Consider the following 25,901-nt stretch of genomic DNA (forward strand, 5'->3'; position numbering starts at 1 on the left):
AGGTACGTAACAGCAGAACAGGCGCCCCACGCGGGGCGCACTGAGATTACTCACGCAGCGGCATTACGCCTGTGCGCGCTCATTCCAGGAATCGGAGTGAATGATGTTGCCGTCTTTGTAGGTCCAGATAACTTTTTCATAGCGCAGCTCAACCACTTCCAGGTGGTTGTGCTTCTCTTTGGCGGGATCTTTGATGTCATGCATCAGCGGAGCCACTTTCACCACCTTCACGTTTTCCAGCTTGGTGTTGAAATACTCTTTTTCCTGACCGGCATCGTCGATTTTGTACCATTTGAATTCAGCTGATTTCAGGGTCTGGCCTGAGGTCACCGCCTTATAGAGATACGGGGTTGAAGAATCGACTTCTTTAGTAAACACTAACGGCGCGTGCACGCGGGTTCCGGTCAGCTTGCCAGTGTTGTTGTCCGTTGGGATGTACAGCGCATGGTCCAGTGCCACGACTTCGATGCTGCCTTCACGGTTCTGTACAGTAACGGAACCTTTGATATCAGCACCGCCGTCGTCCTTCAGCCAAAGGTATGCTGGAATAGCCATGATTAACTCCTGTTGTTTATGGGTTTTTGTCACCTGATGGCGACGAGAGTGATAAGTCTGATTGCCGTGCAGCTGGCTGGCAGGCCGCTGCGTTCGGTACCAGACTGATCTCAACCCTGCGGTTAGCAGCCCGCCCCGCAGAGGTTGTATTGGTGGCGACCGGCCGCGTTGCACCATATCCCTGAATCGCAAAACAGGTTTCAGGGATATCGCTGGTAGCGATCATCCAGTCGCGCACGGCGGCCGCACGAGCCAGCGAAAGTTGCTGGTTAGCGCGCGTATCGCCGGTACTGTCGGTATGCCCGGTGACTAACACCATCCAACCGGGCTTGGCTTTGATATCTATCAGGGCATCCACCAGCACTTTGGTCGATCCCGTTTTCAATGCGGATTTCCCCACCTCGAACAGCGACATGCTGTCCAGACGTACCAGACGTGGCACCCCTTTTTCAGGCGGTTTCGCCGGAGGAACGTAGCCGCGAATCTCTGCCATAACCGGCGGATAGAGCTGCTCTCCCGGATAGAGCCCCAGCGCTAAATGCACGGGCGCGCCGTTGCGCTGATACTTCTCCAGCAGTCGCGCATCGCTCTGTAACTGGTTTAATGCCGGGACTTTTACCGCCGTGTTGGTCATCGCAATCGCCCGATAGCGTGCGACATCACTGGCGATAGCGCGCAGCAGACGGTGGTTGTTCCACGATGAGCACGCCAGCGCGATCACGCTAAACAGCGTCACCAGCGCCAGGGCATACACGGCGGCACGTTGGGGGGGAGAGTAGCCACGACGCACCGGCAACTGAGCCAAGAGAAAGTCGGGGAAGCGCCCATGGCTGGAAACCGTATCGGTTGCCAGCGCCCGCAGCGTGGTGCGTTGCTGCAACCACTGCTGCCACAGGTTACGCGGAACCGATGCCACCTCGGGCTGCCAGCTCATCGCCATCGCGTGCAGATGCAGTGGCGCACTGGCTTGCTCAGTGCCACTGAACTGCGGCAGAACCTGCTCACGCAGCCAGGCGATCTGGCTGCTTAGCATCACGCCCTGCGCCAGTCGCGAGGCTTTTTTACTGTCATCCGCATTCGCTACCCAGCGGCTCAGAGGTGTGCCCTGTTGCTGTTCATCCCACACGCGCACGCCGGCCTGTGCGGTCTCCACGCTAAACCACGGCGATGGCGCGCCCTGTAGCAGACAAGCCAACATTGCGGATAGCGCATGGCCGCTGTGTTGTGCACAGCGCTGTACCTGAAAACGAAATTCGCGCAGCTGTGCCGCCAGTACCGGCTGGTCATGGTGCTGCTCGGGTTGCAGCACCAGCAGCGCACTCAGTTGTGTGCTCCAGCCGGGACGTATCGCCAGCAGCATCTCGCTGTAATGTGCCAGTTGATCCGGCTGAGGAATGAGGATGTAGCATCCCTGCGCGGTTTCACGCACCGCTTCGCCAGCAAACAGCGCCTCTGCACGTTCGCCCACGGTCAGCACCACCGGCAGACGATAGTCCACGTCCGGCAGGGCGGCGACCAGTTGTTCACCTAAAGGCGCATGGCGTAAGGCCTGTGCGGCACGGCCTGTGCGCCACCAGGCAACGGCCGCGACCAGCACGGCAGCCACCGCACCTGCCCAGGCCGCACTGCGGCTCACAGGCAGGAAAACCACGCAGATGATCAACGCAGCGAGGCAGCTCATCAGCCATAGCGTGCGTTTCAAGAGGATACTCAACGGCTGCTCCTTAGCCCTGTGATTCCTGTAACCAGTCACTCAGTGACTGTTGAAGCTGGTAATGCAGGCCAAACCACACCACGGCAACGATGACCACCGCGCTGGCTGCCCAGAACCACAGCGAACGGCCACGCCACAGTCCGGTTGAACGGCGGCCGATATGGGCGAGAATTGGCGTATCTTCTGCAACATCAAACGGCGGCACCCGCGCAGCCAGTTCGGCGATCAGCGCCTGGCGCTCCTGCTGCGGCTGATTCCGATAGCGACCCTGGAAGCCGAGCATCAACACACGATGGAAGCAGCTCAGTACCAGTGGGTTTGGCGCGATCTGCGCCAGCACCTGCTGCATACGCTGATAGAGCAACTCGCCACCTTGCAGCGTATTAAAGAAACGCGCCTGCAGTGGTGTACGCATCCAAAAGGCATAGCCGTTGTCATCTAGCGGGCGATTGAGCACTGTCTCATCCAGCAGCACACACTGCGCATAAGCAATGTGGTCGCTGTCTTCGCTGGCAATCCCCTGCCCGGCCAAACGCTGGCGTGTCTGTTCAACCAGTTCAACGCCGCGCTGATAGAGCGCTTCGCCCTCTTCCGCCACATCGCCGTTGCGCAGGGCAACCACCAGCAGCCAAGTGTCGCGCAGCAGTTCATCAATGGAGAGTTGTTGTTTCATGAGCGCAGCACCGCATAGAGTTCTAATTTAATGCCCGGCAACACACCTGGAACGTAAATGGCACAGCTGCCTGCCGTGAGCATCGCGACCGCCGAGGGATGCGCCAGATCCAGCGCAAAGTATTGGTTCTCCAGCCGCAGTGGGATCGCTGCTGGCACGTGGCTCAGCGGAATGAGCGGCACGCCGTTCAGTGCGCCATTGATGATGTTGTTCACTTCATCTGGCGTACCGATTTTGCACAGCGGCGGGAACTGACTCTGCAGCTGATGCGCAGGCAAGTCGGAACGCACGGACAGATAGAAATCAGCCTCTTCACGCAGGCGGCTATCGGTCAACTGGGCGCGCCACTGGTTCTCACGCACCAACTCCAGCTCCACGGCCACCACGCGGGATGGCAGGCTCGCCTCCAGCAGCGTGCTGATCAGGGTAAAGAGCGGGGGAAAGACGTCAGCTGGCCTGGCGTGGTCATAACGCGGGATGGCATCCATGTCGTGCTCCAGCGAGAAGGTCAACATGCTGCCCGCCAGCTTCACCAGTTCGCGATAAACCAGTTCAGGATGAATCATCGGTGAGGTTTCAAAATCCACCAACACCGGCTCGTAAGTGTTAAGCGCATTCAACAGCCAGAACAGCGAAACATCCGCGACGGCAAAATCAGCCATGCGCTGATTATTCTCGCGGCGCATGCCCATCAAACGCATACGTTTGGCACGTAACTGCGCGACACGCAGGCTCAGTTGATCCTGCAATAGCTCACTGCTACCAAACGCCAGCAGTGGCGGGATAAACGCGTTGTCGATCTGCCATCCGTTCTGGCCATCGCGCTGCAAGCGCACCAGCGGACAGGTGAAGTATTCGTCATTATTGTCGATGTCAAAACGCAGCGAGAGTGCGTAACGCTCAACGGCGATCGACTCTTGCTCGGTGCCGAACACATCCTGCACTGACACCCACTCCTGCTGATAACGCAGTGGGCGCTCGGAAGCTTGCGTACCGGTCTGGCAGTTGCCGCCGTTGGCGTGTTCCAGTGGCAGCGCCAGCAGCACCGTCACCTGATGACAGTCCGCGGGAATCGCCCGCTGCAGATCCACCGCCGCAGGCAGCGCGTCGGCACGGTCGCTGTCAATCAGGGTGCCATCCTGCAAACGCACCGCCAGATGTTGTGCATTCAGGCGATTGACGCGCAGCGCCTCCCCATCGAAGCGCGCGTTCAGCACGCCCCACGGGTGTGTCAGACTCAACTGTGCAATGCACTGGTTGGTGAGCGCTTCCCAGCGCGCCTGTTGCTGGAACTGATGCGGCGCAAGGAATGCGCCTTCAATCCACAGCGGGCGTGAAACCTTCATTGTTGCTCCCTGACTTACGCTTTCGCCTTCGGCATTTGAGAAACCAGCGACAGGTTGACATCCAATCCTTCAACCTGGAAATGCGGTACTGCATAGAGTTTGACGCGGAAGAAACCGGGGTTATCTTCGATATCTTCCACTGTCACACGGGCTTCACGCAGCGGATGCGAGGCCTGCAGATCGTCCGAGGGATCGGTCATCTCCGTGACCAGCGTGTTGATCCAGTTATTCAGCTCCAGCTCCAGCATGCGACGATCTTTGGTGGTGCCGATGTTTTCCCGTTGCAGCAGCTTGAGGTAGTGCGCGATGCGCGACAGCAGGAAAATGTAAGGCAGACGCGCATTGATGCGGCTGTTAGCCGTGGCTTCGTCGGTGTCATACAGCGCCGGTTTCTGCGCCGAGTTCGCTGAGAAGAAGCAGGCGTAATCGCGGTTTTTGTAATACGACAGCGGGATAAAGCCGAGGTTAGCGAACTCAAATTCGCGCGTTTCCGGAATCATCACTTCAGAAGGAATTTTTACCTGATTACCGGTGCCGAGATCGTAAAGATGAATCGGCAAATCCGTTACCGCACCACCCGCCTGTGGGCCGCGAATCTGTACGCACCAGCCGTTGTTCACAAAGCTTTTCACCATGTTAGCGGCGAACGCAAAAGAGGCGTTGCTCCACAGGTAGCTGTCGTGATCAGGGCCTTTGACCTCTTCCACGTAGTTGAAACTGCGCACGGGCACGGTATCCGGGCCATAAGGCAGGCGCCCTAATACGCGCGGCAGCGTCAGACCGATGTAGCGCGCATCATCACTGTCGCGGAAGGACTTCCACTTGATGTATTCCGCACGGTCAAAGTAGTTGGCGATATCTTTGATGCCAGCGACCTCTTCCATGGTCTCTTTGCCGAAGAAGGCCGGTCCCACGGAAGCCACAAACGGCATATGCGCCGACGCCGCCACTTTGGAAATATTCCGCAACAGCGCAATATCCTGCGGGCTACGATCAAACTCATAGTTGGCGATAGTTGAACCAATCGGCTCGCCGCCCGGTGTGTCGTACTCTTGAGTGTAGGTGTGGTGATAGAAACCGCTTTGTACGATTTCTGGCGCGTCTTCAAAGTCCAGACGCAAGTCGTCTTTCGAGACATCCAGCACTTCAATCTTCACGTTCTGACGGAAGTCAGTCCGGTCCACCAGGAATTTCAAACCACGCCACGCAGACTCCACTTTCTGAAATTCTGGATGATGCATCACCGCATCCAACTGGCGGCTTATTTGGTTATCCAGTTCGCTGATGTGATTATCGAGCAGCGTCTTGTCCAGACGTTCGACTTTCTGCGAGGACTGCTTGAGCAGATTGAGGAAGACGCTGACGGCGGCAGTCACGCGCTCGTCGGCAGAGGTATCGGCCAGTGCATCGTTATCCTGGAATGCATCAATGCCGTTTAATTGGCTGACCGGGTTGAGGTTGATCTTCTCGAAAAGCGACTGATAGACGCCACCCTCCAGCGTTGCATGGCCTGGGCTGGCGGTTGCCTGAGTTTCTCGTTGTGACATAGTTAGCTCCTTGCTGATAACGGACGTTTACGCTTGCGGTGCCAATGCGGCCAGCTCTGCGCGCAGCTCATCACTGAGTGCTTCGTCTTTGAGAATATTTTCCAGCTCGCGGCGGAACGTGGCGTTATCCAACAGGTTGGACTTCAAATCGCGTAGCAGATTGCGCATTGAGAGCAGTGCACGCAGTTGAGGAATTTGGCGGGCGACCTGCTCGGGTTCAAAATCAGCCATCTCTTTAAAATTCAGCTTCACTGCGGCTTCACTGCCATCTGCCGCCAGCGTATCGGCAACGGTGAGATTCACCTTTGGGTTGTACTCCGCCAGTACCTGGTTGAAGTTGTTTTTGTTAATCGAGATTTTTTCACGTTCTGAAACGGCGCGATCGTCCTGACCGTTGCTGTAATCCCCCACCACCATCAGCTTTAATGGCAATTCCACTTTTTTCTGCGCACCACCGGTGTGCAGATCGAGTTTGATATTGACGCGTGCTGCGGGTACTTCGTCCTGAAAGCTATTAGCCATGTGAATACCTGTTTTTGTCTTTTGACCGAGCGCGTCCCTGACGGAATAAAGTCGCCATGTCATCGAAGAAAGAAAAAGTATCCGGCTCTACCGTGAGAGTGAGCAGGTAATGCTATTACCTGGCGGTGATAGCCGAAATTGTTGAGGGCTGAACTTTAACCAGATTGAAGAGTGCTGTCTGTGGTCGGAGGAGGACGACCTGTTACAAAATGTGAAAAAAAATAAGTGACAGGTTCTATTAATTAATTTGTCGTAGCGCCAACGATAATAAGAGATCCATAAGAAACGAAGCGGCAAAATCACAGGAAATCAATTTTACATTTAGTAACACTCTCAACATTAATGGAAAATATCCTTTAAAATGAGATCGTTGCAATATTATCTGATATATAATCACCACCAGAAAGCAATCTTACTTCAGTAAAAATATTAAGATTTATCTGTATTCCATTGCAGAAAATGGCTTTAAAACACCTGGTTAATGGCCATGGCGTTAAGCTTTAATAAGCAAAATTTCACTTATCTCCTGCTTGGTTAGTGATTTCTTTAGTGACTAAAGTGCGTTTTTTCATGCGTTAGGACGTTTAGTAACATGAATTCATAACGATAGTTAAATTTAATTAATGTGATCATGCTAAGCCAATTTCCAGTCTGATAATGTAAATAAACATGTAACTACGCTATCTCCCGCTGTCGTCACGTGGAAAAAAGACAAAAAAAAGCCTGCCGTAATATCCGGCAGGCTTTATTTGCAACGAACAGAGGTGAATTAAGCTTTTAGCAAGAACTTACGCAGCTCTGCGAAATCCGCTTTCAAGTTGTGTGACAACAATGGCAGCTCAGCGCGCTCTGCCAGTTCTGGCGGCAGTGGCAGTTCCTGGCCCAGAATCTCATCCACGCTCTCTTTGAATTTGGCCGGATGCGCGGTGCCGAGGAACAGACCGAATTCGCCTTCCTGCAGGTTGTCGCGCAGCATGCGGTAAGCAATCGCCGCGTGAGGTTCAGAGATATAGCCAATCTCCGCCAGCTCGCGCATGGTGGATTTGGTGGTCTCATCAGATACCGCGCCAGACACCAGATCGGTCAGACGCCAGGTTTTGCGGCGGAACAACTCCTCCACGCGCGGCCAGTTGTTTGGCTGGCTGACATCCATGGCATTCGACAAGGTTGCCACGGTCGCATTCGGCTGCCATTCACCGTTACCGAGGAAGCGCGGCACGGTATCGTTGGCGTTGGTGGCCGCGATAAAGCGCTTGATCGGCAAACCGAGTGATTTCGCCAGCAAGCCAGCCGTCAGGTCACCAAAGTTACCGCTTGGCACCGAAACCACCAGCTGATTACGTTGCTCTTGCGGCAACTGCGCCACCGCTTCGAAGTAGTAGCAGATCTGCGCTAACAGACGGCTGATGTTGATAGAGTTCGCCGAGTTCAGGCCAATCGCCTTCTTCAGCTCTTCATCATCAAACGCCTGCTTCACCAGCGCCTGACAGGCATCGAAATCGCCTTCCACCGCGATGGTTTCGATGTTGCCACCCAGCGTACAGAACAGTTTCTCCTGCAGCGGGCTGATTTTGCCCTGTGGATACAGGATCACCACGCGCACGTTTTCCATGCCGTAGAACGCATGGGCCACGGCTGCGCCGGTATCACCAGAGGTCGCGGTCAGAATCGTGATCTGCTCATCAGCACCAGATACATAAGAGAGCATCTGCGCCATGAAACGGCCGCCGAAATCTTTGAACGCCAGCGTTGGGCCATGGAACAGTTCAAGGCAAGCCACATCGTCACTGACTTTCGCTACCGGTGCCGGGAAGGCAAAGGCATTCTTCACGCGCTCAGCCAGTTGGTGCGCGGCAACCTCATCGCCAATGTAAGCAGAGAGAATTTTGCTGCTGCGGCTGACGAAATCCATCTCCAGCATCGCATCGATGTCGGTCAGTTCGAATTCCGGCAGTTCGAGCGGGAAGAACAGGCCTTGCTGCGAGCCGAGGCCCTGCTTAACGGCCTGAGCAAAGCTCACCTGCTCGTTGTGATCCTTAAGGTTGTAGAGTTTCATGCGTTATCCCAAGTTACGTGCGCCAGCCGTATCAAGACGGCAGATATGGACGAAGCCTTCATCATTTTGCAGATAGTGCTGGCTCAGCCAGTCTGCCATCCGCTGTGCCGTTGCCATCTCGTTGCAAACAGCGAAAAGTGTCGGGCCTGAGCCCGAAATACCACATGCCAGCGCGCCAATATCGGCTGCGGCTTGACGCGCCTCGGCGAAGCCCGGCAGCAGTTTGGTGCGGTAAGGTTCGGCAATCACATCCTGCATCAGTTTAGCCGCCAGCAGCGGCTGGCGGGTATGGCAGGCGTGAATAAAGCCGGCTAACAGGCGACCATGCTTGATGGCATCGTCTTTGCGATATTGCGCAGGCAGAATCGCACGCGCTTCCGCGGTCGAGACCTTGATGCCTGGATACGCCATCACCCACAGCCAGTCGTCAAAGCACGGCACGTCCTGACTGATGATGCCGTTCTCTTCAATCATCAACTGTACGCCGCCGAGGAAGCAAGGCGCGACGTTGTCGTAATGCACGCTGCCCGAAATGCGCCCTTCCAGCTCGCCCATCAGCGCCAGCAGTTCGGTATCATTCAGCGGCTTGCCGCAGAATTCGTTCATCGCCATCAAACCGGCCACCACGGAACAGGCGCTGGAACCCAGACCTGAACCAATCGGCATGTTCTTTTCCAGCGTCATCGCTACCGGCACTTCTTTACCAATCGCCTGGCAGAAGCGCTCCCAGCACTGATACACGATGTTCTCTTGCGGATTGGTCGGCAGCTTGCTGACAAAGCGCCCGGTGTTGACCAGGCTAAAGCTTTCTGCCGCTTCCACGGATACACAGTCACCCAACAGGGTGCCATCCACCGGCGAAACCGCCGCGCCCAGCACATCAAAGCCGACGCTGACGTTACCTATCGAGGCCGGTGCATAAATTTTTACCATCATCAAACTCCCAACTTCCACGACAGTGTACGCAGCAAGTCGGCAAATACGCCGGCCGCTGTGACATCATTCCCCGCGCCATATCCACGCAGAACCAGCGGGATTGGCTGATAATAGCGGCTGTAAAACGCCAGCGCGTTCTCGCCGTTCTTCACTTTGTACAGTGGATCGTTACCGTCCACCGCATCGATTTTCACTTTGCAGACGCCGCCTTCTTCAATCGCGCCGACGAAGCGTAACACTTTACCTTCATCACGCGCTTTGGCAACGCGGGCGGCAAAAGCATCATCCAGTTCCGGCAGGCGAGCCATAAATTGCTCAACGTCGGCAATGTCGGTCAGTTCGGCGGGCAGCAGCGGTTCGATCTCAATATCGCTCAGCTCTAACTGATGACCAGCTTCACGGGCCAGAATCAACAGTTTACGCGCCACATCGGTGCCAGAGAGGTCGTCACGCGGGTCCGGCTCAGTAAAGCCCATTTCGCGCGCCATCTTGGTAGCTTCTGATAACGATACGCCTTCGTCGAGTTTACCGAAGATAAAGGAGAGCGAACCGGAGAGGATACCGGAGAATTTGATCAGTTCGTCACCGGCGCTCATCAGATTTTGCAGGTTTTCGATCACCGGCAAACCGGCACCGACGTTGGTGTCATACAGGAACTTACGGCGAGACTTGGCGGCTGCCGCACGCATCTGCTGATAATAATTCCAGGATGAAGTGTTGGCCTTTTTGTTTGGCGTCACCACGTGGAAGCCTTCAGCCAGGAAGTCAGCATACTGATCGGCCACGGCCTGGCTTGAAGTACAGTCCACAATCACCGGGTTAAGCAGGTGATACTCCTTCACCAGACGAATCAGGCGACCGAGATTAAACGGCTCTTTGGCTTCGCTCAGTGCAGATTTCCAGTTGCTGAGATCGATGCCGTGAACGTTAGTCAGCAGTGCACGTGAATTGGCGATACCGCACACGCGCAAATCAATGTGCTTCTCTTTCAGCCACGCCTGCTGACGATGCAGCTGCTCCAGCAACGCCGCACCGACACCGCCCACGCCCACCACGAACACTTCGATCACCTGATCGGTGGCAAACAGCATCTGATGCACCACACGCACGCCAGTGGTGACTTCATCGTTACTCACCACCACCGAGATAGAGCGCTCGGAAGAGCCCTGTGCAATCGCCACGATATTGATGTTGGCACGTGCCAGCGCCGAGAAGAATTTGGCGGAGATACCGCGAAGGGTGCGCATACCATCACCGACCACCGAGATCACCGCCAGTTGCTCCAGCACATCGAGCGGATCCAGCAGGCCATCTTTCAGTTCGAGGTAGAACTCTTCTTCCAGCACGCGGCGCGCACGCGCCTGCTCGCTCTGCGGCACACAGAAGCTGATGCTGTATTCAGAAGAGGATTGGGTGATCAGTACCACAGAGATACCGGTGCGTGACATCGCGGCAAACACGCGCGCCGCCATGCCGACCATGCCTTTCATGCCCGGGCCGGAGACGTTAAACATCGCCATATTGTTAAGGTTGGTGATGCCTTTCACCGGATTCTCATCCAGTTCGCCTTCGCCACCGATTAGGGTGCCGGGCGCTTGCGGATTGGCGGTATTTTTAATCAGGCAAGGGATCTGGAACTGAGCAATCGGGGCGATGGTACGTGGATGCAACACTTTCGCGCCGAAGTAGGAAAGCTCCATCGCTTCCTGATAGGACATCGACTTCAGCAGGCGAGCATCCGGCACCTGACGCGGGTCGCAGGTGTAAACGCCGTCTACGTCAGTCCAGATTTCGCAGCAGTCGGCGCGTAAGCACGCTGCCAGCACCGCCGCCGAGTAGTCGGAGCCATTACGGCCCAGCACCACCAGTTCGCCCTTCTCGTTACCGGCAGTGAAACCGGCCATCAGAATCATGTGATCGGCAGGGATTTGGCTCGCGGCGATACGGCGGGTGGACTCGGCGATATCAACAGTGGATTCGAGGTAGTGACCCACCGCCAGCAGTTTCTCAACCGGATCAATCACCGTCACTTTATGGCCGCGTGCTTGCAGCAGCGCTTCCATGATGGCAATAGACAGCTTTTCACCGCGGCAAATGATGGCAGCATTCACGGCATCCGGGCATTGACCGAGCAGGCTGATACCGTGCAGCACCTGTTTCAGCTGCGCGAATTCCAGCTCGATACGGGTTTTCAGTCCATCGAAGTCAAAACCCGGTTGGGCTTCTGTCAGGCCTTGTAGCAGTTCGGCAAAAATACGTTCGGCATCGCTGATATTCGGCAGCGCGTCCTGGCCACTGATGGTTTTCTCAATCATCGCCACCAGATGATTGGTGATTTTCGCTGGCGCAGAGAGCACGGTGGCAACCTGTCCCTGTTGCGCGTTGCTTTCCAGAATATCTGCCACGCGAAGAAAACGTTCCGCATTGGCTACTGAGGTTCCGCCGAATTTCAGCACTCGCATGATTGAAGCTCTCCTGAATTTTTGCCGAAAAAAAAGCCCGCACTGTTTAGGTGCGGGCTTTTTTCTTTGTTTTTCCTGTATGCGTCAGCCCGCACCGTTACCTGTGGTAATGGTGGTGGTAATAATAATTGTGGTGTTCAGGCTGTGATTACGCATTGAGATTTTTTCTGTCTGTCTTTGTCTTGTCCGTCTGCCTTCCAGAAGTAAAGCAAAGCGCACGTTAAGTCAACGAATTTGTCTTAGCCACGATTTTACGACTGCTGCGCAGAGTTCGGTTTCTGCACGCAAATCATATCGGGATCGTTCAACAGATCGCCTGGTTTCCCGATCTGTCACTAAGAACACGTACATTCACCGATTATTTATCTATAAGTTTTTTTTCTACATCATGCAGCAGTCGATGCAGCATGGCGCTATCACGCTGTTCCAGCAGGCCGATACGTTGGTCGATCCAGTCCGCCATTTTCGCATCGTCACTCACCTCCAGCTTCACCAGCAGTTGATGGAAGCGTTCACGTAAAGCCTGCAACTGATGTTCATTTGCCGCTTCATTGCGTTCAACCGCAATCTGATTGAGCGCGGATAACTGATAGCAGTACACCATCACCGCCTGGCCGAGATTGAGCGAGGGATAATCATTGGCCATCGGAATACCGGTCAGCAGATCGACCTGCTCCAGCTCTTCATTGGTTAACCCGCTGTCTTCACGACCAAACACCAGTGCGATACGGCTCAGCCACTGGCGCTTCTCCTGCAAGATGGTTTCTACCTGAGTGGGCGTGGCGTAGTAGCGGAACTTCGCGCGGCTGCGTGCGGTGGTGGCGACAGAGAAATCCACATCTGCCAGCGCTTCACTCAAGGTGCCGTAGGTTTTGACGTTATCAAGGATCTCACCGGCACCGTGCGCCACACGGCGTGCGGCGGGATCTTGCCAGGCATCGCTGGCCACAATGCGCAATTCGCTAAAGCCCATGGTTTTCATGGCGCGGGCTGCCGCGCCGATATTCTCTGGACGGGCGGGTGAGACAAGGATCAGGGGGAAATGCATGATTTTTCCATCGAACTGTTAACGACTCGCCCTATGTTGGCATGCAGTGGCAAAAATACCAACCACACGGGTGAGAGAAAATAAGATGTTAAGGATGTTAAAAGAGGATAAAAGCCATGGGGAGAGGAATACGTGGCATATAAGCGAAATTTCTACGTTTAATTAATATAAAATCATTGTTTTTCATATTATTGAAATATTATTTCCTGCAGGTTTTAGTTTTAATGTTATGCAGCCAAAATGTAGCAAAAATGCTGCTTTTTGTGAGCTAAGCTTGCATTCCTGGAGAAGTTTTTCATAAAAGTGTTAACGTGCTACACTTGCATTTGATATAAGTCAACGAAGCGTTGTTTTTATGCTTATCGGTTGTTGTTGGTGCTGTTAGGTTGCTGTTAATACGGTTAGGATAAGCGCCAGTCCGATACCCACGGGGCACGCAAATATTCATCCTGACTGGCTGAGCTAACACTGAAGTTGACGTTGATGGATGGTGTATTCCGAAGATTATTTCGTACACCGGTTGCGAAAGATATTCTGTTCAGGTGAACAGTGTGCGCAACCCGGTACGCCCTGTTTTCGATTTGTTGGCAAATTTTAGGTAGCGAAACATGCAGACCCCGCACATTCTTATCGTTGAAGACGAACTGGTCACGCGTAACACCCTCAAAAGTATTTTTGAGGCGGAAGGTTACGTGGTCTATGAAGCCACCGACGGTGCCGAGATGCACCAGGTTCTGACGGAAAATGACGTCAATCTGGTGATCATGGACATCAACCTGCCAGGTAAAAACGGTTTGCTGCTGGCGCGCGAGCTGCGTGAACAAGCAAACGTTGCGCTGATGTTCCTGACAGGCCGTGATAACGAAGTGGATAAAATCCTCGGCCTGGAAATTGGCGCCGATGATTACATCACTAAGCCGTTCAACCCGCGTGAACTGACGATTCGTGCGCGCAACTTGCTGTCGCGTACCATGAATCTGGCGATGCCGAGTGAAGAACGCCGCACGGTGGAAAGTTATCGCTTTAACGGTTGGGAGCTGGACATCAATAGCCGCTCACTGGTCAGCCCGAATGGCGAACAATACAAACTGCCACGCAGTGAATTCCGCGCCATGCTGCACTTCTGCGAAAACCCGGGCAAAATTCAAACCCGTGGTGACCTGCTGAAGAAGATGACCGGCCGCGAGCTGAAGCCGCATGACCGCACGGTGGATGTCACCATCCGCCGCATCCGTAAGCATTTTGAATCTACGCCGGATACGCCAGAAATCATCGCCACTATTCACGGCGAAGGTTACCGCTTCTGCGGCGAATTGCAGGATTAAGTTTGCTGCGGTAAAAGAAAAACGCCCAACAGGGCGTTTTTTTATGCCTTATTTCCACGGCATAATCGGCACGGCGCTCAACGCATTCTTCGGCGAGCCCTCAACCACCTTATCGGAATAGCTGAGATAGATCAGCGCATGGCGTTTCTGGTCAAAGAAGCGCACCACCTGCAGCTTCTTAAACACCAAAGAAGTGCGTTTTTGGAACACCACTTCACCCTGCGCCTTGCCTTGTGCGATTTTATCGCTAAGCTCTACGGGCCCAACCTGCTGACATGAGATGGCCGCGTCGGAAGTGTCTTCCGCCAGACCCAATCCGCCCTTGATCCCACCGGTTTTTGCCCGGCTGATATAACAGGTTACATTTTTTACATCGGGGTCATCGAAGGCTTCCACCACGATCTTATGATCGGGGCCAAACATCTTGAATACCGTGTCAACTGAGCCGATCTCTTCGGCCTGGACGCCCGCGCTGAACACACAAGTTGCAAGCGTGATTATAAGAAAGCGAGTTATTGTCATTGAGTTACCATTGGCAATCGAATAGATGAGACTGTAATGTACTGTCAATCGAACCCGGAACCAAACCTAAACGGGTTGTAACCCGCATTGATTTAGCACAGCCGATTGACAAACCGCCCCCACGCCTTTGTGCATTTCGTGCTATTATTCGACGACTTCATAGTTGCGCCACCAGAGAGTTATGAGGATGTTTTATGGACCAAGCCGGTATCATTCGCGATTTGCTTGTCTGGCTGGAGAGCCATCTGGATCAACCCCTTTCACTCGATAATGTTGCGTTGAAAGCGGGCTACTCCAAGTGGCACCTACAGCGTATGTTTAAGGAAGTGACAAGCCACGCCATCGGTTCTTACATCCGCGCGCGTCGTCTGTCGAAAGCCGCTGTGGCCCTGCGCCTGACCAGTCGCCCGATCCTCGACATTGCTTTGCAGTACCGCTTCGATTCGCAGCAGACCTTTACCCGTGCGTTTAAAAAACAGTTCAACCAAACGCCTGCCTGGTATCGTCGCTCATCGGAGTGGAACTCCTTCGGCATTCGCCCGCCGATTCGTCTTGACGATCACCACATGCCTGAAGCGAGTTTTGTCACGCTGCCGGAAACCGTGTTGGTCGGGCAGACGCAAAGTTACACCTGCACGCTGGAACAAATTTCCAGCTACCGTGACGAGATGCGCATTCACTTTTGGAAGCAGTTCCTGCTGGAAACCGACACTGTACCGCCGGTGCTGTACGGCCTGCATCAGGTACGCGCCAGCCATGAAAAAGATGATGAGCAGGAAATTCTCTACACAACGGCGGTACCTGCCGATCAACAGGCATTGAGTATGCAGTCGAATCAGAGCGTGATTCTGGAAGCGGGTGATTACGTGCAGTTTACCTATAACGGCCCACGTAGCGCACTGCAGGAGTTCATCCTGCTGCTGTACGGTACCTGTATGCCAACACTCGGACTGGTGCGCCGTCAGGGCCAGGATATCGAACGCTTCTTCACGCACGGTGGCAAGAAACGCAGCGAGCCGCCAACGGAGATCCGTTGCGAATATCTGATTCCGATTCGCCCACAAGAGAGTCGCTGATATGAAAATGCCGTCATGATGACGGCATTTTTTTTGAATCGATAAGATACGGTCGCCATAAATGGCGACCCTACAATGTTCAGTGCGATTTTCGCAGACTATGCATTCATTGCGACCCTACAATGTTCGGTGCGATTTTCGCAGAGTACGCATTCATTGCGACCCTACGATTTTGTAGGGTGCGCATTTATGCGCACCGGAATCGAATGACAATTAACGCTGCAACTCATCCAGCGCAGGCGCATCCAGATGCGACACGTCGCCCGCCGTTTCTACTACCCAACCTGCTGCCAGCCACGCGCTTTGTTGATGATCCACGCGTGAAATAGAGCAGTTGCGCAGGCGCAAACGACGTTCAGCATGCGCCGGTAATCCCAGCAGCGTACTGACCAACACACCCAATGCCATACCGTGACTGACAATTAACGGGCGGCTACCTGCGGGGAGTTCCAGCAAGGCATTCAGCGCTTCATGCATGCGCGTAGCCATCTCCAGCATCGATTCGCCACCAGGAATACGACCGCCTTCCGTGCCATCGACCAGCGTTTTACGCCAGCTTTCCTCTTCCGGCGTCAGACCGTCGAGTGGGCGCTGTTCAAGGCAACCCATATTCAGTTCACGCAAGCGAGCATCAACTGACACAGTGACACCACACGCATCGGCGATAATCTCTGCCGTGCGGCGCGTACGCCCTAAATCGCTGGCAATCACGTGAGTAATGCCCAGCGATTTCACACGTTCGCCCACTTGTTGGGCCTGTTGCTCACCTTTTTCCGTCAGCGGACTGTCGGACTGCCCTTGAATGCGTCGGGCCGCATTCCATACCGTTTCGCCGTGACGAACAAGATAGACCTGTAGCATGCTTAATTTCCGTTATACTGCGACAAATTTGCCTTGAGGGTTCAAACAATTATGTACCACGTTGTCGCAGCCACCATCAACCCGGCAAAAATCCGCGCGATTGCTCAGGCGTTCAACGACGTCTTTGGCGAAGGATCCTGCCACATTGAAGGGGTCGAGGTCGAGAGTGGCGTAGCCGCTCAGCCGCTGAGTGATGTCGAAACGCGAACTGGCGCACGTACCCGCGTGGCGAACGCGCGTCAGCTGCGCCCACAGTCTGATTATTGGGTGGCGATTGAAGCCGGTATCGAAGGCGATTGCGCCTTTGCCTGGATGGTGATCGAAAACGCCCAGCAGCGCGGGGAATCACGCTCTGCCAGCTTCACTTTGCCGCCGATTGTGTTAGCCGGTTTAGCCGATGGGCACGAATTGGGGGATGAAATGGCGCGCCTGACCGGGGTGGACAATATTAAGCAGAAAGGCGGCGCGATTGGTGCCTTTACGCACGGTCTGTTAAGTCGTTCCAGCGTCTACCATCAGGCGTTGATTCTGGCACTCTGTCCGTTCACTCATCCACTTTATCAGCAGTAAGTTATCGACGGCCCAAACGCGCTTCCAGCCAGCGTTTTAGCTCGGGAGGCGCTTCTTTCAGGCTGTTGGAGCCACGCGTGATGGTGGCGATCCCCACGCCAAGCTCATGCTTCAACTCACGCTGACTCATCTCACCGTTCATCAACTCTTCGATAATACGCAGGCGGGTGCCGAAGGCTTCGCGTTCGTCAGGTGTCATCATCAAGTGCAGTAAAGGCAAGGAGACGCCGTCAGCAAAGGCGTTCTGCATCAAATCAATAAAACGCAGCCAGTTATCTTCAACAGGCTGAGCCGAATCCGGCTGGGATGAAAGGGGTTGGCTCATGAAGGGCTTCCGTACTCATTGACGAGTACGGAAGCATAGCACAGCTAGTAACGGCGATTCCACTCACCATCGGCGAGAATCTTATCCGGCTTGCCCATGAAGTAACGGTAGTAGGCATCATATGCCAGCACGTTTTTCACATAGCCACGCGTTTCCGAGAACGGAATGGTTTCGATAAAGGCCACCGCATCCAGTTTGCCGCCGCTGTTGTTCAACCAACTGCGCACGCGTCCCGGTCCGGCATTGTACGCGGCCGAAGAGAAGATGCGGTTCTGGTCGAACTGCTGATAGACATACTCCAGATACTGCGTACCAATCTGGATATTGGTCTGCGGATCCAGCAACTGACTGCTGTTCACGTAGCCAGGAATGTTATACATCTTCACCGTGTGCGTCGCCGTGCCCGGCATCACCTGCATCAGACCGCTGGCCCCGACCGGCGAGCGCGCTTTCGGATTCCAGGCGCTCTCCTGGCGGGAGATCGCCATGGCGTAGCTCTGCGGAATGCCTTTGTCGCTGGTGTATTGCTGATACAGATTGCGCCACGCCAGTGGGAAACGCTCTTTCAGGCTGTCCCACATTTTCGCGGTAATCGTGGCCTGCACGCTGAGATCCCACCAGTCCTGCTCATTGGCATAACGCGCCAGCATCTGCTGCTGCACATGCGTTTTACTGGAGATGAGATTGGCCCACTCGCTGCGCGCCAGATTATCCAGCCCCCAGTACATCAGCTCTCGCACCCGCGCCAGTTCTGGCCCCTGCACCACTGAACTGTCAGCAGCCGGTGCCTGGTCAACCTGTAACGGGTATTCCACGCCCAGACGCTGCGCCGCCACCATCGGGTAGAAACCGCGCGCCTGCATCAGTTTACGCAGAATCTCATCGGCTTCTTCTTTGCGCCCTTGGGAAATCAGTAAATCGGCCTGCCAGTATTGCCACTCGTCTTTCTCTTTGGCTTCCACCGGCAAACGGGCGATCCAGGTATTGAGCCCGCGACGATCGCTCTGGCTCAGCGCCAGACGCACCCGGCGCTCGATGAGTGCGGTGGATTCGCTGTTCATCACCACCGCATCGCGCCAGCGCGCCTGTTCCGAGGTGAGATCCGCGCCCATCATGCGCCACACCACCGTTTCTTTCAGATCCTGCTCTTCCGCTGGGCTCATTTTCTGCGCCTGTACCAACTGCGGGATCATCATGCGCGCATTATCCATATCTTCACGCGCGACGCGGGCGAAGGCATAACTGGTGGCCATGCGCGTGAAATCAGTTGGACCGAGACTGCTGGCAAAGGTGGTGACGGTCTGCGGGTTCTGCTGCAGTGCAATCAAGGCGCTGGCGGTGGTCTGGTAATCCGCAGGCAACATTTTAGCGAGGTAGTTAACCAGACTGTCGTTACCCGCTTTCATTGCCAGACGGATGCGTTCGAGGATGGTGATCGGCGACAGTTGTCCAGAAGCTTGCCATACGGAGAACAGCTGGTCACAGTCGTTCGGCAGCGCTGAACCGCGCAGCCAGATGGCTTTGGCGCCATCAAATGCCGCCTGCTGCTGGCCAGTCGCCCACTTGGCGTAATACCAGTTGCAGCGCGCCTGCACCGGTTTCGGTTCATCCGGGCTGAAGCTCAGCACGCCTTGCCAGTCCTGACGATGCGCCAGCACATTCACAAAGCGAGTAGAGAGCGAACGCGCGGGCGGCAACGTTGGATATTGCTGAATAAAATTCTTCACTGCCAGCGGCGTTTCCTGATCGAGATCCTGCGCCAGCAGACGGTACTGTAAATATGGATAGAGCGGATAGTCCTGCAGCGTGGGCATCAGCTGCGAGACCTGGTCCATTTGATTGTTATCCCAAGCCTGTTTGATCTGCGCATAGCGCTGCCGTTGCTGATCCAGCGAGTCGGCCCATACGCTGCTGGCCGTGCCGACCAGGCAGATCCCTATCATCCAGTTACGCCACTTCTCCACTCTGCTCTCCTCTCTGCTGCGGTCCAGCTTATGTCAGACTCATTCATGCTAACCAAGCCCATCCACTCTTGCCATGTTCTTCACAAAATTTACGCAGGCGCACCGCGATCGCACAACTTCTGCGCTTTGATTGTGCAATCTTTCATCACAAAAACTTATTACACGTAAATTAATTGTTTAAAATCATAGCTTTATAAAAATGGCACGCGCTTTGCTCTATTGAATTCCATCTTGTATACCAGTTGGAATTCACTCATGGCATCAACCTTCGGTTACACGCTTCAGGATTGGCAACACCGCTACCAGCAGGACCCGCAGTGCATTACCTCTTTGCTGGCCGCGCACCTCGACGCTCTCGACCAGCAGGATAACGCGTGGCTTTATCTTGCTACTCCGGCGCAATTGCAGGCACAAATCGAGCCGCTACTGGCCAGCTACCTGCGTAATCCTGCGGCGCTGCCTTTGTTTGGCGTGCCCTTTGCTGTGAAAGACAATATTGATGTCGCTGGCTGGCCCACCAGCGCGGCCTGCCCTGCCTTTACTTACACCGCCGAAGCCGATGCCTTTGTTGTCGCACAGCTAAAAGCCGCAGGTGCGGTGGTAGTCGGTAAAACTAACCTCGACCAATATGCGACAGGTTTAGTGGGCACTCGTTCCCCGTATGGCGCAGTGAGCAACACATTTAATCCAGAATATGTCAGTGGCGGATCAAGTTCGGGTTCGGCGTCGGTGCTGGCACGCGGCCTGGTCGGCTTTTCACTCGGCACAGACACCGCCGGATCGGGCCGCGTACCGGCTGGTTTTAATAACATTGTCGGGCTCAAGCCCACTAAAGGCTGGTTCTCTGCCAGCGGCGTGGTGCCCGCCTGCCGCCTGAACGACACCATTTCCGTGTTTGCATTAACGGTAGAAGATGCCTTCGCTGTCGCCACCGCCGCAGGTGGCTACGATGCCGGGGATGCTTATTCGCGCAGCAATCCGCATACCGCGCCCGCCAGCTTCAAAGCGCAGCCAGATTTTGCTATTCCCGCTTCGCCAGAATTCTTTGGCGATAAACAGGCCGAAGCCGCCTGGGATAGCGCCCTCGCGCAGTTGCAAGCCACGGGCGCCACTTTGCACGCCATTGATTTCACGCCATTCCACCAGCTCGCAGAGCAGCTCTACTACGGCCCGTGGGTCGCCGAGCGCACCGTCGCAGTGGGTGAGATGATCAACCGCCCGGAAGAGATGGACCCGGTGGTGTATGGCATTGTCAGCAGCGGCCTGAAATACACCGCTGTCGAAGCCTATCAGGCCGAATATCTGCGCGCCGAACTGACGCGCCAAATCCAGCAAACGCTGGCGCAGTTTGATGCGCTGGTGGTGCCAACTTCCCCCACCATCCATACGCTGGAAGAGATGAAACAGGAGCCGGTGCACTACAACTCGCAGTTCGGCACCTACACCAACTTCACCAACCTCGCCGATCTCAGCGCCCTGGCCTTGCCCGGCCCGTTCCGTGCCGATGGCTTACCTGCTGGCATCACCTTGATTGCTCCCGCCTGGCAGGATCGCGCACTGGCGGGCTTTGGCATGCAATGGCAGCAGCAAATGGCGCTGACGCTGGGTGCCACCGGCAAACCACAACCGGCTCAGCACACGTCCTTACCGGTCTCAGCCGATCACGTGCGCGTGGCGGTGGTCGGTGCGCATCTTACTGGCATGCCGCTCAACTTCCAGCTCACCACCCGCCATGCGGTATTAGTGGAAGAGACGCAAACCGCCAGCAACTATCGCCTGTTTGCCCTGCTCGATGGCCCGATCAAGAAACCTGGCCTGCTGCGCGGCGACAGCGGTGCAGCGATCACCGTTGAACTGTGGGATATCCCACTAGCGCGCTTCGGCGAGTTCGTGGCAGAGATCCCGGCCCCACTCGGCATCGGCTCACTGACGCTGGCTGATGGCCGCACGGTGAAAGGCTTTATCTGCGAACCGGCGGTGCTGACACAGGCGCTGGAAATTACTGAATTCGGCGGCTGGCGTAACTGGCTGGCCACCCAGGGGAGTAAATAATCATGTTCAGTACCGTACTGATTGCCAACCGTGGCGAGATCGCCTGCCGTGCCATTCGTACCCTCAAGCGCCTCGGCGTGAAAAGCGTTGCGGTTTATTCAGATGCCGATCGCAATGCGCGCCACGTCAAAGAAGCCGATGTGGCGATTGCGCTGGGCGGTGATAAGGCCAGCGACAGCTATTTGCGCATCGATAAAATTCTGGCGGCGGCCAAAGAGACCGGCGCAGAAGCCATCTGGCCAGGTTACGGCTTCCTCTCTGAAAGCCTGCCGTTTGCCGCCGCTTGTGAAGAGGCTGGCATCGCCTTTGTCGGCCCTACGGCGCATCAGATTGGTGAGTTTGGTCTGAAACACCGCGCACGTGAACTGGCAGCCAATGCCGGCGTGCCGATGACACCGGGCACCCCGTTATTGAACTCGCTGGAGGAAGCACTCAGCGCAGCGGAAAACATTGGTTATCCGGTGATGTTGAAAAGCACAGCGGGCGGCGGCGGCATTGGTTTAACCCGCTGTGATGACGCCGAAGCACTGCGCAATGCGTGGGAAAGCGTGCGTCGCCTCGGCGAACAGTTCTTTAGTGATGCCGGCGTGTTCCTTGAGCGCTTTATCGACCGCGCACGCCACGTCGAGGTCCAGATCTTTGGTGATGGCAGCGGTAAGGTGATCGCACTGGGCGAGCGCGACTGCTCGCTGCAACGCCGTAATCAGAAAGTGGTGGAAGAGACTCCAGCACCGAATCTTCCGCAGGCCACACGTGAAGCGTTGCTGGCCTCAGCGGTGCGCCTCGGCGAGCTGGTGAGCTACCGCAGCGCGGGTACGGTGGAATATATCTATGATGCCGAAAAAGACGCCTTCTACTTCCTTGAAGTGAATACCCGTTTGCAGGTGGAGCATCCGGTCACCGAATGTGTCACCGGACTCGATCTGATCGAATGCATGCTGATGGTCGCAGCGGGCGATGCCATCGACTGGGCACGCCTGCAACAGGCGCCACAGGGCGCCTCAATTGAAGTGCGTATCTACGCCGAAGATCCGCTGAAGAACTTCCAGCCAAGCCCTGGCGTGCTGACCGGCGTCTCCTTCCCGGACGATGTGCGCGTGGATGGCTGGATCGATACCGGCACTGAGGTATCCGCGTTTTACGATCCTATGGTAGCCAAACTTATCGTGCAGGCGGATACCCGAGAAGCGGCGCTGGCGAAGATGCAACAGGCGCTGGATGCCACGCAGTTGCACGGCATTGCGACCAACCTTGATTACCTGCGCCAAATCATCGCCACAGAAGCCTTCCAGAGCGGCAAGGTGTGGACGCGCTTCCTCGATAGCTTCACGCCGTCTGCCAGCGTGATTGAAGTGCTGCAGCCGGGCACCTTCAGCAGCATCCAGGATTTTCCTGGCCGTCTCGGCTATTGGGATATCGGCGTACCGCCTTCTGGCCCGATGGATGACTTTGCTTTCCGCCTGGCTAACCGCATCGTCGGCAACCACGATAGCGCCGCGGGGTTGGAATTTACCCTGCAAGGGCCGACGCTGCGCTTCCACAGCGATGCGGTGATTGCCCTGACCGGTGCAGATTGCCCGGCGGAACTGGATGGCGAGAGCCTGGCCTACTGGCAGCCGATTCAGGTCAAAGCCGGCCAGGTGCTGACCTTGGGTCGCGCGCAGAGCGGCTGCCGCACCTATCTTGCGGTGCGTAACGGCTTTGACGTGCCAGAGTACCTCGGCAGCCGTTCCACCTTCTCACTCGGGCAGTTTGGCGGCCACGCCGGGCGCACCTTGCGCGTGGCCGATATGCTGCCCATTTCCCAGCCGTTGCTGGCGGCGTGCACCACGCCTGCACCGGTCAGCGAACCGCAAGCGCTCGATCAGGCCCTGGTGCCGCATTACGGCACCGAGTGGCGCATCGGCGTACTCTACGGGCCGCACGGCGCGCCGGATTTCTTCACCCAAGCCGCCATCGACGAGTTCTTTGCCAGCGACTGGCAGGTGCATTACAACTCCAACCGTTTAGGCGTGCGTCTGGTGGGGCCCAAACCGACCTGGACCCGCGCCAACGGCGGTGAAGCTGGCCTGCACCCTTCTAACGTCCACGACTGCGAATACGCGATTGGCGCAGTGAACTTCACCGGTGATTTCCCGGTGATTCTGACCCACGATGGCCCAAGCCTCGGCGGGTTCGTCTGTCCCGTCACTATCGCAAAAGCGGAATTGTGGAAAGTCGGCCAGGTCAAACCGGGCGACACCATTCGCTTCCATCCAATCAGTGCGGATGAAGCGGTCGCGCTGGAAAAAGCGCAAGCGCAGAGCGTTGAGACGCTGCGCAGCCATCACGCGACCACCTTTGACGTGCCTTCCTTAGCGGTCACTGAATTCGGCTCCGCGACCTTGCTGGCAGCACTCCCAGCGACAGAAACCACGCCAACGGCGGTTTATCGCCAGGCGGGTGACAAATATGTGCTGATTGAATACGGCGACAACGTACTGGATCTGGCGCTGCGCCTGCGCGTGCATCTGCTGATGAACGCTCTGCGCGAGCGCGCCGTTCCCGGTGTCGAGGAGCTTTCACCCGGCGTGCGTTCACTGCAGGTGCGCTATGACAGCCTGATCCTCAGCCAGAAACAGCTGATGAACCTGCTGCTGGAGCTGGAAGCCGGACTGGGCGACGTCAGCCAGCTTAAAGTGCCGTCACGCATTGTCTGGATGCCAATGGCCTTTGAAGACAGCGCCACACTCGGTGCTGTGGAACGCTACAAAGAAACCGTGCGTGCCACTGCGCCATGGCTGCCAAACAACGTTGATTTTATCCAGCGTATTAACGGCCTGGAGAGTCGCGAAGCGGTACGTGACACGATCTTTGACGCCAGCTATCTAATTCTGGGTCTGGGTGACGTGTACCTGGGTGCACCATGTGCAGTTCCAATCGATCCGCGCCATCGCCTGCTCAGCTCTAAATACAGCCCGGCGCGTACCTTCACTGCCGAGGGCACGGTGGGCATTGGCGGCATGTACATGTGCATCTACGGCATGGACTCCCCCGGCGGTTACCAGTTGGTGGGCCGCACGCTGCCGATCTGGAACAAATTCCTCAAGAACGACCAGTTCGCGGCGGATGAGCCATGGCTGCTGCACTTCTTCGATCAGGTGCGCTTCTATCCGGTCACTGAAGATGAGTTAACCCAACTGCGCGATGACTTCCGTGAAGGCCGCGCCACGGTACGCATCGAAGAGACTCTGTTTGATTTCGCCGCCCATCAGCAGTTCCTGAACGATAACGCGGATTCGATTGCTGCCTTCCGTCAGCGCCAGTCAGCGGCCTTTGACCAGGAAGTGACACTGTGGGCGCAGGAAGAGCAGAACGCGCCACTCACTAGTGAAGAGACGCTGATTGCACCCGAAGCCGATGACGATGCGCTGGCGGTGTGCGCCGACATGAACGGCAACATCTGGAAAGTGCTGGTGCAGCCGGGTGACGCGGTGGAAGCCGGTCAGACCATCATTATTGTCGAAGCGATGAAAATGGAACTGGCGATTGTCGCGCCGCAAGCCGGCACGGTGAAACGCATTGCCTGCCAGGCAGGACGTCCGGTGAGCCCGGGCGACACCCTGCTGTGGCTGGAATAAGGAGCTCGCATGAACCCAAGCCCACGCAGCAAAGGCCGTCCAGAAGCGCTGGCGGAGAAGGTCTACCAGGCACTGAAACAGGACATATTTGAGTTCCGTTTAATGCCCGGAGACCGCTTCAGTGAAAACGAAATCGCCGAACGGCTGGAGGTCAGCCGTACGCCAGTGCGTCAGGCGCTGTTCTGGCTGGAGCGCGAGGGCTATGTCGAAGTGTGGTTCCGCAGCGGCTGGCAGGTGAAGCCGTTCGACTTCGAATATTTCGAAGAACTGTACGACTTCCGTACCGTGCTGGAGCGCGAAGCAGTGCGCCGTTTGTGTGCGCTGCCGCCGCTGGCTTGTGCTGAAGTCCTCACCACTTTGAAAAGCTTCTGGATTGATGCACCACGGCTGGAGGATGGCAAGGCCGTATCGGCGCATGACGAAGCCTTTCATATGGCGCTGGTGGCAGCAGCCGGTAATCAGGAAATGGCGCGCATCCACGCCGAGTTGACCGAAAAAATTCGCATTATCCGCCGCCTCGACTTCACGCGAGATGACCGGGTAGACGCGACATACCGTGAACATGCCCAGATTTTACGGGCGATTTTCCAGCAACAAACCGAGGAGGCACAGCGCATTTTAACCGACCACATCGCCGTCAGTAAGGCAGAGGTCAGAAAGATCACATTGCATATGTTACAGCAGGCCCGGCTTCAACCCATTGAATAAAAACACTAACACATTTAGA

The 25,901-nt window shown here is 55.9% G+C and carries 21 protein-coding genes and 1 other annotated feature; of the genes, 6 read left to right on the forward strand and 15 right to left on the reverse strand.

Annotation, left to right across the window (positions count from 1 at the left end):
* Positions 1–63: 63 nt before the first annotated feature.
* From QMZ30_RS06195 to QMZ30_RS06245, 11 genes are all read right to left on the reverse strand, one after another.
* Positions 64–555, reverse strand: a complete 492-nt coding sequence (locus QMZ30_RS06195; protein ID WP_039329461.1) for an Hcp family type VI secretion system effector — start codon at positions 553–555, stop codon at positions 64–66.
* Positions 556–571: 16 nt separating this feature from the next.
* Complete coding sequence (locus QMZ30_RS06200; protein ID WP_283226736.1) at positions 572–2,269, reverse strand: OmpA family protein; 1,698 nt, start codon at positions 2,267–2,269, stop codon at positions 572–574.
* A 10-nt stretch (positions 2,270–2,279) separates the two neighbouring features.
* Positions 2,280–2,942, reverse strand: coding sequence for a type VI secretion system protein TssL, short form (gene tssL, locus QMZ30_RS06205; RefSeq protein ID WP_283226737.1), 663 nt, complete (start codon positions 2,940–2,942; stop codon positions 2,280–2,282).
* Positions 2,939–4,288 carry a type VI secretion system baseplate subunit TssK gene (tssK, locus tag QMZ30_RS06210; RefSeq protein WP_283226738.1) on the reverse strand — a complete coding sequence of 450 codons (1,350 nt, stop codon included), beginning with the start codon at positions 4,286–4,288 and terminating at the stop codon, positions 2,939–2,941. The genes tssL and tssK overlap by 4 nt, the downstream gene beginning before the upstream one ends.
* Positions 4,289–4,302: 14 nt before the next feature.
* Positions 4,303–5,835 carry a type VI secretion system contractile sheath large subunit gene (gene tssC / locus QMZ30_RS06215; protein WP_039329468.1) on the reverse strand — a complete coding sequence of 511 codons (1,533 nt, stop codon included), beginning with the start codon at positions 5,833–5,835 and terminating at the stop codon, positions 4,303–4,305.
* Positions 5,836–5,862: 27 nt separating this feature from the next.
* Entirely contained in the window at positions 5,863–6,357 is a 495-nt protein-coding gene (gene tssB / locus QMZ30_RS06220) for a type VI secretion system contractile sheath small subunit (protein WP_283226739.1), read from the reverse strand.
* 769 nt (positions 6,358–7,126) lie between these two features.
* Complete coding sequence (gene thrC, locus QMZ30_RS06225; protein ID WP_283226740.1) at positions 7,127–8,413, reverse strand: threonine synthase; 1,287 nt, start codon at positions 8,411–8,413, stop codon at positions 7,127–7,129.
* A 3-nt stretch (positions 8,414–8,416) separates the two neighbouring features.
* A complete protein-coding gene (gene thrB / locus QMZ30_RS06230) occupies positions 8,417–9,346 on the reverse strand; it encodes a homoserine kinase (RefSeq protein ID WP_283226855.1) in 930 nt (309 codons plus the stop codon).
* A gap of 2 nt (positions 9,347–9,348) precedes the next feature.
* Complete coding sequence (thrA, locus tag QMZ30_RS06235; RefSeq protein ID WP_283226741.1) at positions 9,349–11,811, reverse strand: bifunctional aspartate kinase/homoserine dehydrogenase I; 2,463 nt, start codon at positions 11,809–11,811, stop codon at positions 9,349–9,351.
* 26 nt (positions 11,812–11,837) lie between these two features.
* Positions 11,838–11,960, reverse strand: a sequence feature (Thr leader region).
* Positions 11,896–11,967 carry a thr operon leader peptide gene (gene thrL / locus QMZ30_RS06240; protein ID WP_128601299.1) on the reverse strand — a complete coding sequence of 24 codons (72 nt, stop codon included), beginning with the start codon at positions 11,965–11,967 and terminating at the stop codon, positions 11,896–11,898. (Overlaps the previous feature by 65 nt.)
* Positions 11,968–12,169: 202 nt before the next feature.
* A complete protein-coding gene (locus tag QMZ30_RS06245; RefSeq protein WP_282997121.1) occupies positions 12,170–12,859 on the reverse strand; it encodes a tRNA/rRNA methyltransferase in 690 nt (229 codons plus the stop codon).
* Positions 12,860–13,467: 608 nt separating this feature from the next.
* Between QMZ30_RS06245 and arcA the strand changes: the two genes are divergently transcribed.
* Complete coding sequence (arcA, locus tag QMZ30_RS06250; protein WP_039329476.1) at positions 13,468–14,184, forward strand: two-component system response regulator ArcA; 717 nt, start codon at positions 13,468–13,470, stop codon at positions 14,182–14,184.
* A gap of 48 nt (positions 14,185–14,232) precedes the next feature.
* Here the strand turns inward: arcA and creA are convergent, their stop codons facing one another.
* Positions 14,233–14,706 carry a protein CreA gene (gene creA, locus QMZ30_RS06255; RefSeq protein ID WP_039329478.1) on the reverse strand — a complete coding sequence of 158 codons (474 nt, stop codon included), beginning with the start codon at positions 14,704–14,706 and terminating at the stop codon, positions 14,233–14,235.
* 194 nt (positions 14,707–14,900) lie between these two features.
* Between creA and robA the strand changes: the two genes are divergently transcribed.
* On the forward strand, positions 14,901–15,782 hold the full coding sequence (gene robA, locus QMZ30_RS06260) for an MDR efflux pump AcrAB transcriptional activator RobA (RefSeq protein ID WP_283226742.1): 882 nt from the start codon (positions 14,901–14,903) through the stop codon (positions 15,780–15,782).
* A 213-nt stretch (positions 15,783–15,995) separates the two neighbouring features.
* Here the strand turns inward: robA and gpmB are convergent, their stop codons facing one another.
* The gene (gpmB, locus tag QMZ30_RS06265; RefSeq protein WP_039329482.1) at positions 15,996–16,643 is read right to left on the reverse strand and encodes a 2,3-diphosphoglycerate-dependent phosphoglycerate mutase GpmB; all 648 of its coding nucleotides are present in this window, start codon (positions 16,641–16,643) and stop codon (positions 15,996–15,998) included.
* A 51-nt stretch (positions 16,644–16,694) separates the two neighbouring features.
* On the opposite strand from gpmB, the gene yjjX reads away from it, so the two are divergent.
* A complete protein-coding gene (gene yjjX / locus QMZ30_RS06270) occupies positions 16,695–17,213 on the forward strand; it encodes an inosine/xanthosine triphosphatase (RefSeq protein WP_283226743.1) in 519 nt (172 codons plus the stop codon).
* Between the two features lies 1 nt (position 17,214).
* Here the strand turns inward: yjjX and trpR are convergent, their stop codons facing one another.
* Positions 17,215–17,538 (reverse strand): trp operon repressor, encoded by a 324-nt coding sequence (trpR, locus tag QMZ30_RS06275; RefSeq protein ID WP_283226744.1) that lies wholly within the window; start codon positions 17,536–17,538, stop codon positions 17,215–17,217.
* 44 nt (positions 17,539–17,582) lie between these two features.
* Complete coding sequence (gene sltY, locus QMZ30_RS06280; protein ID WP_283226745.1) at positions 17,583–19,502, reverse strand: murein transglycosylase; 1,920 nt, start codon at positions 19,500–19,502, stop codon at positions 17,583–17,585.
* 255 nt (positions 19,503–19,757) lie between these two features.
* On the opposite strand from sltY, the gene atzF reads away from it, so the two are divergent.
* Genes atzF through QMZ30_RS06295 form a run of 3 tightly spaced genes read left to right on the forward strand, consistent with a single transcriptional unit; the run spans position 19,758 to position 25,882 of the window.
* A complete protein-coding gene (gene atzF / locus QMZ30_RS06285; protein WP_283226746.1) occupies positions 19,758–21,554 on the forward strand; it encodes an allophanate hydrolase in 1,797 nt (598 codons plus the stop codon).
* Between the two features lie 2 nt (positions 21,555–21,556).
* Positions 21,557–25,174, forward strand: a complete 3,618-nt coding sequence (gene uca, locus QMZ30_RS06290; RefSeq protein WP_283226747.1) for an urea carboxylase — start codon at positions 21,557–21,559, stop codon at positions 25,172–25,174.
* 9 nt (positions 25,175–25,183) lie between these two features.
* Entirely contained in the window at positions 25,184–25,882 is a 699-nt protein-coding gene (locus tag QMZ30_RS06295; RefSeq protein WP_039329493.1) for a GntR family transcriptional regulator, read from the forward strand.
* Positions 25,883–25,901: the final 19 nt, after the last annotated feature.

It is taken from the genome of Pantoea sp. EA-12 (genome assembly GCF_030053355.1).
GTDB classification, from domain to species: Bacteria; Pseudomonadota; Gammaproteobacteria; order Enterobacterales; family Enterobacteriaceae; genus Pantoea; species Pantoea vagans_C.